Origin of the sequence: Arthrobacter subterraneus, assembly GCF_900099735.1 — a bacterium.
In the GTDB taxonomy this organism is placed as follows: Bacteria; Actinomycetota; Actinomycetes; order Actinomycetales; family Micrococcaceae; genus Arthrobacter_D; species Arthrobacter_D subterraneus.
Genome location: NZ_FNDT01000025.1, coordinates 25,761 through 36,257 on the forward strand (window position 1 = coordinate 25,761; position 10,497 = coordinate 36,257).

At 62.4% G+C, this 10,497-nt stretch carries 8 protein-coding genes; 4 read left to right on the forward strand and 4 right to left on the reverse strand.

Translation table 11 applies throughout. The features are described from left to right. Positions 1-84 precede the first annotated feature (84 nt). From lspA to BLS52_RS16495, 4 genes are all read right to left on the reverse strand, one after another. Entirely contained in the window at positions 85-651 is a 567-nt protein-coding gene (gene lspA / locus BLS52_RS16480) for a signal peptidase II (protein ID WP_090588169.1), read from the reverse strand. Then, the gene (locus BLS52_RS16485) at positions 648-2,612 is read right to left on the reverse strand and encodes a heavy metal translocating P-type ATPase (RefSeq protein ID WP_090588171.1); all 1,965 of its coding nucleotides are present in this window, start codon (positions 2,610-2,612) and stop codon (positions 648-650) included. Before BLS52_RS16485 ends, lspA begins: the two co-directional genes overlap by 4 nt. Next, entirely contained in the window at positions 2,609-2,983 is a 375-nt protein-coding gene (locus BLS52_RS16490) for an ArsR/SmtB family transcription factor (RefSeq protein WP_090588172.1), read from the reverse strand. The genes BLS52_RS16485 and BLS52_RS16490 overlap by 4 nt, the downstream gene beginning before the upstream one ends. Before the next feature lie 126 nt (positions 2,984-3,109). Then, positions 3,110-5,362, reverse strand: a complete 2,253-nt coding sequence (locus tag BLS52_RS16495) for a transglutaminase TgpA family protein (RefSeq protein WP_217636785.1) — start codon at positions 5,360-5,362, stop codon at positions 3,110-3,112. A 528-nt stretch (positions 5,363-5,890) separates the two neighbouring features. Between BLS52_RS16495 and BLS52_RS16500 the strand changes: the two genes are divergently transcribed. The 4 genes from BLS52_RS16500 to BLS52_RS16515 all read left to right on the forward strand — a co-directional run. After that, positions 5,891-6,070 (forward strand): hypothetical protein, encoded by a 180-nt coding sequence (locus tag BLS52_RS16500; RefSeq protein ID WP_090588176.1) that lies wholly within the window; start codon positions 5,891-5,893, stop codon positions 6,068-6,070. 496 nt (positions 6,071-6,566) lie between these two features. Next, on the forward strand, positions 6,567-7,643 hold the full coding sequence (locus BLS52_RS16505) for a multicopper oxidase domain-containing protein (RefSeq protein ID WP_245702914.1): 1,077 nt from the start codon (positions 6,567-6,569) through the stop codon (positions 7,641-7,643). Positions 7,644-8,033: 390 nt separating this feature from the next. Continuing rightward, positions 8,034-9,956, forward strand: a complete 1,923-nt coding sequence (locus BLS52_RS16510) for a bifunctional copper resistance protein CopD/cytochrome c oxidase assembly protein (RefSeq protein ID WP_090588178.1) — start codon at positions 8,034-8,036, stop codon at positions 9,954-9,956. A gap of 259 nt (positions 9,957-10,215) precedes the next feature. Next, positions 10,216-10,497 (forward strand): transposase (locus tag BLS52_RS16515; RefSeq protein ID WP_139186302.1); only part of this gene is annotated, 282 nt, incomplete at its 3' end.

Genomic DNA, 10,497 nt, shown 5'->3' on the forward strand with positions numbered 1-10,497 from the left:
AGATTATCGTGTAGCACAATTGGTTCTCCTACCGATCCGAGTGCAACCCTATCCCGAAAGTTCTACAGCGTGTAGAACGGGGGGCTATGTCGGCTCGGATGGCCTGTGGGCGGATGGAGGGTTCTTCGGATCCTGGTTTTCGATGGCATGGTGAGGCGCCGGAGACCGCGAGTCAGCCATTACCGTGGAGAGGGTGAGGGCTATGACGCCAAGGGTGATCAGCACGTCGGCGAGATTGAAGGTCGGAAACCAGCCCGTGTGAAAATAATCGACTACTCCGGACCCATCGAGACGGTCGATGAAGTTGCCCGCGGCACCGCCGAGCACTGCGCTCAAACCCAGCAGAGATAACCAGTGGCCGCGCTTGGACGCCTGTAGCCAGAGGAACACTGTCACCGCGGTCGTGATTGCGCCGGTGAGAACCACCACCATCCAAGGCGGCAGGCCGGCGCCGATACTGAACGCGACGCCGGTATTATAGCCGACCCGGATAGTCAGCACCCCGAAATCGATGGACTGTCCAGTGGCCAGGCGGGCCTCGACCAGTGCCTTCAGCGCAAGGTCCGCGGCGGCGAATAGAGCAGCTAAACCCAGCCACGCAGCAGGTACGCCGAGCTTCAGGGGCCGGGATGAACCAGATTCGCGGCTCATCGGGTGATTCCTGCGGCGTCGCGTTCAGGGGACATGGTGAGGACCGGTGCCGTCCGGGTGATCCGTCCGGCGCGCAGTCCGTTGCCGATGACGAGGACTTCGGTCAGTTCGTGTATCAGCACCACCGCAGCGAGTCCGAGCACTCCGAACAGGGCCAGAGGGATCAGTACCGCGATGAGCAGCAGCGACATCCCGATGTTTTGCAGCATGATGCGGCGGGTCCGCCGGGCGTGGCTGAGCACTTTGGGGAGGTGATTGAGATCCTCGCCCATCAGTGCGATATCCGCCGTTTCGATGGCCACATCCGTACCCATGGCACCCATCGCGATACCGGTATCCGCCGTTGCCAGGGCGGGTGCGTCGTTGATGCCGTCACCGACCATGGCCACCGGTTGGCGTGCTTGCAGTGCGCGGACCGCCTGTGCTTTGTCTTCCGGGCGCAGATCGGCGTGCACCGTAGTGATGCCCGCTTCGGCTGCCAGGGCGTGAGCGGTGATGGTGTTGTCGCCGGTCAGCATCACGGTTTCGTAGCCGGCCACGGATAACTGGCGAACCACCTCCGGGGCTTCGGGCCGTAGCTCGTCGCGGACCGCGACAGCGCCGATAACCGTGTGGTTTTCCTCGATGAGCACTGCGGTGGCCCCGGCCTGTTGCATCCGCTCTACCACCGCGTGCATGGTGCCGGGATCGATCCAGCCCGGCCGGCCCAGCCGAACCGGCAGCCCGTTCAAGGTGCCTTGCACTCCTGCCCCGGGAACGGAGACAACATCGACTGCCTCCGCTGGTACACCGGCGGAGGCGAGGATGGCCCGGGCCAGAGGGTGCTCGCTGCGGGCTTCGAGGGCAGCAGCGACGGCCAGGACGCGTTCCTCGTTTGCTGGGATGCTGGCGGCGACTTCGACGACTGCCGGATTGTTCCGGGTCAGTGTGCCGGTCTTGTCCAGGGCTATGATGCGGATCTTGCCCAATGTTTCCACCGCGGCGCCGCCCTTGATCAAGACTCCGATCCTGCTGGCAGCACCGACGGAGGCGACAACCGTGACGGGAACCGAGATGGCCAGCGCGCACGGTGAGGCGGCCACCAACACCACCAGGGCACGCTCGAACCACAGCAGCGGGTCGCCGACCAGGAACCCGAAAACAATGATCAATCCCGCAGCGATCAGGATGCCGGGCACGAGTTTCCCGGCGATCCTGTCCGCGAGACGCTGGCTGGCACCCTTGCGCGACTGCTCCCGTTCAACGATGTGTACGATCCGGGCCAGCGAATTATTCTCTGCCGTCGAGGTGGCCTGAACTTCCAGCGGTCCGGAGCCGTTGATGGAGCCGGCGAACACCTCATCACCGGGTCCGGCCTCGACGGGAACCGATTCACCGGTCAATGCCGAGGTATCCAAAGCCGTGCGTCCAGCCCTGATGGTCCCGTCGGTGGCGATCCGCTCACCGGGACGGACGATCATCAGGTCCCCGGGCACAAGGTCCGCGGGAGCCACCGTGGTTTCAACGCCGTGCCGCAGTACCCGGGCCTCCTTCGGTGCCAGGTCCAGCAGTGCGCGAAGGCCGCGACGGGCGCGGGCAACCGAGTATTCCTCCAGTCCTTCAGCGATCGCATACAGGAACGCCAGCGCAGCAGCTTCGGCCAGTTGCCCCAGCAGCAAGGCCCCTACCGCCGCGATGGTCATCAGGGTGCCCACACCGATTCCGCCCTTGAGGAGTCGGCGAAGTGTTGATGGTACGAAGGTCCACGCGGCCAGCGCCAGCGCAGCCGCTTCCAAGGGGATCGGGAGCCAGCCCTGGACTCCACCAGTGTCCGCTAACCATCCGCTCAGGAGCAGGACTCCGGAGATCAGGGCGAGGCGGATCTCGGTGACCTGCCAAAACCCTTCAGGCTCCTGTTCCTGTCCGCCCGGATTTGTTGTGTCGGATACGTTCTTGGTCGGACCGCAGCATGCGTCGCTCATCGTACTTCCTCCGTTCCCGGAGTGGAGGCCGTATTCCCATACACCGGGCACAGACTGACGGCGTTACCCGTTGCTGCTAATAGGACTTCGGCCTGAGACAACAGGTCCATCAGTTCGGGCCTGGCCAATGAGTAGTAGACACTGCGCCCCTCAGCTCGTCCCGTGACCAAGCCACAATCACGCAGGCATGCCATATGCGCGGACACAGTGGATTGCGCCAGACCCAGTGACCCCGTCAGATCGCCGACGCGTGTCTCACCGCCTGCCATCGCCTTCACGATCGCCAGCCGGGTCGGATCGCTCAGCGAATGGAACAGGGCCACCGCAGGATCCAGCTGCCGCACAGTCGCACAGGCCGCTTTTATCGTCATAAAGCGATAATAGCATTTCCAACAGATGATTGGTTCGATGCCGATCTTGTGGGCACTCCTTCAAAGCCTCAAGGCAGCGATTTCCGGACGTTGCAGACATTGCTCTGACCGGTAGCATCCGGCAGGTTAAAGCCACGTCTTTCTTTTTGGTTGAAAGGGGTTCCGGAGAGAGTGAGGCAGGAGTTGAGCCCTGAACCGGCTGGAAAGTTTAGTGGAACGGCGCAGGGCCTTGATGACCGTCTGCACGTCCTCCCAGTTGGGAAGCGTTCCGGCGGCTTGGCGGGTGAAGCCAGTTGTTGGAGCATATTCCTCAATCTCGTAGGCGTACTGAAGCTTTGACAGCGAAACCGCTGCCTGGCCGTCGAGCGCGGCCTCCAGCTTCAGACGTTCAGCGAATGAGCGGGGTGTATCCGATGACATCCGTCGATAGCCGTAATCGGCTGCTATCTCGGTCGTCTCGGCCCACGCTATCCGGGCGGGGTTATGGATAGTAGTACCCGAGGTGAGTAACCGGCGGCGGTGGGCGGACCGCGTCCTGCGTCTGAGAAATGGTGTAACGCAAATCAGTGCGAGCAGCATCCCGGTTGTCACAGCCCAGCTTCGCCCTGAACCGTCACGACCCTCTGGAGCATCGGATTGATCCGGGCTGGTGGCCGGTGTGGAAGGAGGAGACCCAGCGGCGTCCAATGGCGAATCTCGGGGTGTGAGGCTATCGTCGGCTACTGCCTCGGGAGGTAACGGTTGGGCTTGGGCATAGTCCGGGACAGCGCTGCGGCCCGGGGTGGGTTCGAACTTCACCCAGCCAACGTTCCGGAAATAGAGCTCGGGCCAGGCGTGAGCATCCCGTGAATCGACGGCGAATTCCGTGAGCTCCTCGCCACGGGGACCCTCAACTGTATTTCCGGTGGGCGTGCCTGGGGCGTAACCGACCGCAACCCGGCTTGGGATCCCGAGAAGTCGTGCCATCACGGCCATAGTGCCAGCGAAATGGACACAATACCCGGCCTTCACCTCCAGAAAACGTTCGATCACTCCCATACTGTTTCCGTCATAGCCACCGTCCACCGGCGCTTCCAGGGAATACGTGAACTCTTCGCTCCTTAGATAGTTCTGGATCGCCATGGCCTTGTCATAGGGGTTGGCCGTTTCAGCCGTCAACTCTCGCGCTGTTGTCTCAATTGGCGCTGGAATGTCATCGGGCAGCGCGATGAAAGCCTGGGGAACTTCCCCGTCCGGAACGGGTCCTATGCCCGCAAGAAGTTCGCGCGTGAGTGTCGGGATTGAACTGCGAACTTGATAACTTTGCTGCGCCGTGGATCCGCCGTCCGCTGCCAGTATGGTGAGGTTCTGCGGGTCCCAGGTCCACCTGCCCTCAAGGTTCGTGACGCTGATCGGCGCATACGGAGCCAGCAGCCATGGACTTGTAAAGCTCTGCGTCGTGATCGTCGTCAGTATGGGGCTTCCATCGGAGATGGGCTCACCTGCCCTGATCTCTTCAATTCCAGCGCGCCGGGAATCCAGCCGCTGGTCCGGCTCCCACCGTTGGCCGGAAAAATCTTCCAAAGTCGATGAACGCAGATACAACGGTTCCATCGCATTGGTGGCATAGGTGATCCGTCCGAAGCCGGCCGGATTGCGCAGGTCATTACCCAGCGTTACGCTCGGATTCAACCCGGTCGCAGCACCCCACGGATTCAGGCGGGAACCCTGCGGAAACAAGCCTGAATCGAATCCCGGGGTCACCAACGGCAGCATGATGGTGATGGTCAGTGCCGTGGCGCCTATCGACACTGCCCAGGTGAGGTGCCCCTCAGAGGATCTGCCGGTACCGGCGGTCCTCCTCGGGCGCTCCCGCCATTGTGCAACGGCGAGGAGAAGCAAGTAACCGGTCACGGCGGCGACGAACGCAGGAATTCCTATGCTGTCCGTTTTGATAATCGCGGCAGGGAAAAGAACCATCAGGAGAATGATTCCGCTGGCCGCCGGCATCCTGAGAGTGATGGCCGAAGTGTCTACCAGTACCGCGATCAGCCCCGTTGTGGCACTGACGACGAGGAGAATCCCCACATCAGGAAGGACTGGTGCCAGCTGCGAGACCACGGTGTCTTCGGCGTTATTTAGCAAAAGGGTGACCCGTTCCGGGGTGTCCGGCCCTGGAATGACGCCGAGGATGCTCTGGTCCGGAAAATACTGCCAGTTCAGCACGCCGACCAGGGCTAGTAGGCCGGCCACGAAGATCAGCGGACCCGGGAAGCCCAGGCTTCGTATGACCGCCATGGCGGTGGACACACTGCCCACCGTAAGAATGACGGGGGGTAACCAGAGCCAGCCTTCAATGACACCATTGAGGCTCAGCGATGCCAGAATCACCGCTGTCATCGAGACCAGCGAAAGCACTAGGTGCCGTTGCTCATGTGCAGCATGGCCCGGCTGGGCCGGAACGAGACTCTCCTCCGATCTATACGGTGCCGGATGCGTGGCCGTCATCGTCGTCCCGGTCGCCGAGCGCGTACTGGCCCCATCCGGACTGATGCGCCGCGCTCGTTTGCTCCTCGTAGTGCCACCGGCAGCTGGACCGGAGTTGGGGGATCGCACACCGCAGCGGTGTCCTGCACGCGAAGCCAGGACGGCCTCGGCCGCAGTAGTCCACAAAGGTTCCGGCTTTGGGTATCCATGGGGTCTCTTAATGGGCGCAGTTAACGGACTACTTGTGACAACTTCCTTCCGTGAAAAGTTCCACGCAGTAGGAGACCACCGCCGGAAGAGATAACCGTCCTATCCGGCCTCCAAGAGGTCAAAGAAGGTCTAAGCAGGATGCGTGAAATCGTGACAGCTGCGCAGGCTTTCCCCAAGGTCTCCACATCAAACTGAGTTTCTGCAGCATCCACGCGCGTATAGAGGCGAGTAATGGCGATTGAAGAGATCGCGCTGGCCCGGCAGGATGCGGCTGACCTGAGGTCTGGGGAGGCAGCCGACCGTCCCAACGGATTCACGCGAGAAGTACTTCCGATCCTGATTAGCACGCCGATGCGCTCGACCGCACCGGACTCGCGCATCGCCGCCGAAGCGTTGCCCACTGGACGCTGAAGAGTCCCAAGACCAGGAGTCGCACCGTGAGTATTTTCAACCGCAAACGTAACGAAAGCCGAGCCAGTCGGCGATCGGTCCGTGCAATTGAGAGAGCGCAGGAGCTCGCTGAACGACGTCGTCGTGAAAAGATCGACGGCGTGCGGCCGCGGATCGGAAACGGCAGGAGGAAGCGCGTAAGCGGGCGGAGGGTGAACGACGGCGTACGGAACGAGAACGCGCCAAGCCGACACGGAAGCCGAGCCCGACGCCGAAACCCACCACCGGCAAGCCCTCGCCAAGTCCATGGCCCACCGCGGTCGCACCGAGCGCGACTGCCAAGCCATCCTCGACGGCAACGGCATCCGCAACACCGTCCCTTTCCGCGACCGCGTCGTCAACTCCGACGGATTCGGTAACCGCAACGGCGTCCGCGAGTCCTTCAATTACCGTAGCCCCGTCGGAATCCCCCGCCGAAGAGCCGGAGGAGGCGCTGCACCACAGGTTTCAGAGCCAGGTGGACTTCAGCTCCGATCAGTTGGAAGTTTCCAACCCGGTCACCGAATTCCGGCAGATTCCAGCACTGTCGGTCCAACTGGACGTGCACAACCGCGACCTCGTTCTCGATGATGGCGCGGAGTTCGAGATGTGGAGCTTCGAGGACGAACAGTACGAACGGGGTTTCCCTGGCCCTACGCTCAGGTTGCAGGAAGGCAAGATCTTCCACGGCACCGTCCATCCCAGCATGGGTCCACACACCCTTCACTGGCACGGGATGGAACCCGATCCACGCAACGACGGCGTGGGGCACACATCATTTGAGGTGGACGGGCAGTACACCTACCAGTTCCAGCCTGAGCCCGGCCGCCCCGGCGACCCGAACTATGGGGCAGCGGGAACGTACTTCTACCACTGCCACGTCAACACGCCTCTGCACGTACAGATGGGAATGTTCGGACCGCTGGTGATCGACCCGGTGGTACATCCGGACTACCCCGTCAGCGCAGGAGCGAGGAGGGCTTTTGTCGACGGACCGGAGTACGACATTGATACCGAGGCATTGTTCGCCCCGTACTGCGTCGACCCGCGCTGGCATGAGATGGGTCATGCTGAGGGTCTGTCGGGGGAGGATGCAGGCCTCAACCGGTTCGAACCGCGCCACTTCTACCTTTTGGGCGGGGAACTGGCGCGGCGCCCGGCGGGTAGGGAGCTCGTGTGGAGCCTGTCGAGCTTGCGCGCGAACGTGGAGGGCGGCCCGAAGAAGCCGACGCTGCTGAGGACAGTGAATGCCAACTACCTGCCTAATCTGGTGACTTTCACCGACGCAGCAGGAACGGAAGTAAAGATTGGCGAAATAATCTCCCATGACGGACGTCCGTACCGTGACACCTCCGTACCGGGTGCGCCTGCGTTGAGCTGCCGGGATGCCGGGTATCCGCTGACCACCAGCAGACTCTCCTACGGTGCGGCGGAACGATATGAAATGCTGCTGCATCCACCGACACCCGGCCGGTATTACCTGCGCGTTGATTGGAAGCACTGGATCACTGGAACGGTGGTCGGAACACGCATTGTCCCGATCGACGCAACCTGACCTCATGATCTGCAGCGACCCGGATGGGAGAAGCAAGACAAGCATGAAGGCCTGCCTTTTTCAGCGGCGTGGCACGCTCGTTGTGTCCGGGTCCTGAAGGAATGGCTCGCGTCGGCATCCCGAATTCGGGCCCTACCACCCAGGTTTATTTAGACCCTCCAGACCAGCTAGGCGCGCCCACGCCACCAGCTCCTTATCAGTCGCGTGCGGCCCGTCGTCGGATCAATTGTAGGAACGCTGCGCAGTTGATCCGGAGAACAAAGATGGCTATGGGTGCAGAAAGGGCAGCAGTGGTCAGTCAGCCCGGGAATGCTTTCACAGGGATTTTCCAAGCAGCCGGGTTGAGACTGGGAGCAAAGGCAGGGTGTCGGCCGCAGGGGAGGGCTTGGAATGTCGATGGTGTTGCGTGGCGCGGCCGTGGCTGCTCTGGCGGTTGCAGCGGTGCTCGCCCTGATATGGGCGTTCATCTATGGTGGTAGCGCCGAACTCGGCGTGTTGGACCGGGTTGGCCCCACGGTGCTGTGGTTGCTGCTCGCGGCGAAGCTGGTCTTCAACCTGGCCGCCGCGTGCACGGCGGGCCCCCTCGTGCTGGCCCTCTTCGTCGTAGCGCCGGATGAACCCGCTCACCGGCAGGCGCTACGCTTCGCCGGCTACTCGGCGTTGGTATGGGCCCTCGCTGCTGGTGTTTTCGCGGTCGCGAATTTTCAGGTGATCGCCAACATGCCGTTGGTTTCTGATGGTTTCGTGCCGGCCCTGTTCGCGTTTCTGATCGATGAGGATCCGGGTCGTTCCGGACTGATGGCAACCGGGATCGCGGCCACGACCGCACTGTTGTGTTTTGTGGTGCGCAGGCAATCCGCTGTTGCATTGACTGCCGCTCTGGCTTTCTCCGGGCTGATTCCTCTGGTGCTGAACTCTCACGCTGCCGGGGGAGCGGATCACGCCGACAGCACAATGTCGCTATACCTGCACAGCGCTGCTGCGGTCGTCTGGCTCGGCGGATTGGCTGGGCTGCTCTGGTTGCGCCCATCCCTCGAACCCGGCCGGTTGGGCACCGTCGTCCGCCGGTACTCGACCCTGGCCCTGCTTTCCTTCATCGTGCTGGCGGTCTCCGGTGTCCTGGCCGCGTGGGTCGCGATCGGCTCCCTTACGCAGATCGGAACACCCTACGGCGTGATCGTGCTGTTTAAGTCCGCGGCGTTCACCATCCTGGGAATCTTCGGGGCACTGCACCGCCTCTGGGTGATTCGACGCCTGGACAGCGTTCCTCCGCGCGCCGCCCGGTACTTCTGGTCGCTCGTCGTCGTGGAGCTGGCCGTTATGGGAACTGCCTCGGGTCTGGCCGCGTCGCTGGCACGCACCGAGACTCCCACGTCGCTCGGATTAGCCGCTTCGCAGGACCCGCCGCCCGCCCCCACGCTAGGGAATGTCCTGTCCCAATGGGAATTGGATCCACTGTGGAGCGTGGTGTGCGCCGTCGGCGTTTTCACCTACCTTGCCGGGGTGCGCAGGACCCGGAAAGCTGGGAGGAGGTGGCCCGCCTCCCGGACAGTGCTGTGGCTGACCGGCATGGTCCTGCTGTTCCTGGTGACGAACGGCGGCACCCACGTCTACCAGGGCTATCTGTTCAACGCACACGTGGTGACCCAGATGCTCCTCACCGCGGTGGTTCCGCTGTTCCTGGTCATGGCAGCACCGCTCACGCTGGCGGAGCTGACCATCAGGCCTCGAACCGATGGAAGCACAGGGTGCCTGGAGATGACCCGATCGATCCTCCGACCGGTACTCAAAATGACCGCCGCTACACCGTATTTACCGGTGCTGCTACTGGCGGGGACTCTTGTCGTCTTCTACTACAGCCCGCTGCTCGGCTATGCGGCTCTGAGCCAGCTCGGCTACGGCATCGTGACACTCCTCGCACTGTCCTCCGGTTGCCTGTACATGGCAGCACTCACCGCTGTCCCGGCTCCCGGACAGCAACTGCAGCTGACCGTCAGGCTGGGCGCTGTGGTGGGAACCGCACTGCTCTTTGGCGTCTATGGACAAGCGATCAGCGCGCAGGCCACAGTGCTGGAACAACCCTGGTACACAGCGGTTGGACGGCCCTGGGGGCAGCATCCGTTCATTGCCCCGGAGCTCGCCGGAACCATCATGTGGGTCATCGCGGGTGGGGCGCTGGCAACAGCCGCCCTGATCATCGTGCTGCGGCGAACGGTCTTGCGGCGAACGGTGGGTGACAGAGCAGCAGAATCGTTGGAAGAGAACCCTCACCCTGAACCGGGCATCTCACCGAAGGCATCAATCCTGCGATAGCAGCCCGGGCAACTGCAACGTACTGCGACACGGTAAGTAAACCTGCATGCAGTACCGGCTGGGCTAGCTAGCCCAACACGTTGAGGGCCAGCGCCGCCGCGCACACTGTCAGCGGTGGCTTGGACATCGTTCTAGATGCAGCTGGCGTTTACCCATTTGTCGACCTCAACTTTGGCGGCAACGAAGGCATGGGACTGCTGAAGGTTTGGTTGACTCCTGACCTGTGAGGATTAACCTCGCGGGTGGAAGGATGTTCATCATGCCCAAGGCCTTTCCCGAAGAGTTCCGCCGTGACGTGATCGCGGTTGCCCGCAAGGGCGAAGCACCCCTGACCACCATCGCCAAGGACTTCGGCGTTTCACCGGCCGCGCTGCACCGCTGGCTGAAGAAAGCCGACGAGGAAGACGACCCCAAAACCAGGGCAGCGAAAGAAGAATCCGCCGAACTGCGCGAAGCGAAAAAGCGCATCAAGCTTCTGGAACAGGAAGCCGAAGTCATGCGCCGGGCAGTCGCCTATCTGTCCAGGGACGTCAACCCAAAA